This is a genomic window from Streptomyces sp. NPDC127092, assembly GCF_042722475.1.
Classification (GTDB): Bacteria; Actinomycetota; Actinomycetes; order Streptomycetales; family Streptomycetaceae; genus Streptomyces.
On the sequence record NZ_JBHXFE010000441.1, the window covers coordinates 1 to 407 of the forward strand.

Here is a 407-nt window from a genome sequence, read left to right on the forward strand (position 1 = left end):
GCTGTATGCAGGACGGCCCGGTCCTCGGAGCAGTTGACGTGCACACCCGAGAACATCGCATCGCGGTGTTGTTCCAATCCAGCGGCCCGCGCCAGCTCGAGGAGCAGTCCCAGCGTTTCGCGAGTGACCCTGTGCTTGCTGTAATCCACGTAAAGGTCACCGGCGGTGACGGTCAAGTCGCTGCCACGATTCGGGTCGGTAGCAAAGAGGTCCCGTAGATGCAGGAACGACACCGTCGACTGATGGGCGGCCAGCTTTTCCCATATCGGCGTTCGAGTCAGATCAGTTGTCATCCCAGGGCTCGCATTCGAGGAGCGAGGTCTCGTTCGAAGAGTTCCAGGAACCGCTTCTGATCGTGGCCGGGAGCGTGGAACACCAGGTGGTTCAACCCCGCATCGAGATACGGG

General features: G+C 60.9%; 1 pseudogene. It reads right to left on the minus strand.

The window, feature by feature from the left end:
• Nucleotides 1-293, minus strand: a pseudogene (locus tag ACFWJO_RS41125) (glucose-6-phosphate isomerase); the annotation flags it as partial.
• Nucleotides 294-407 lie beyond the last annotated feature (114 nt).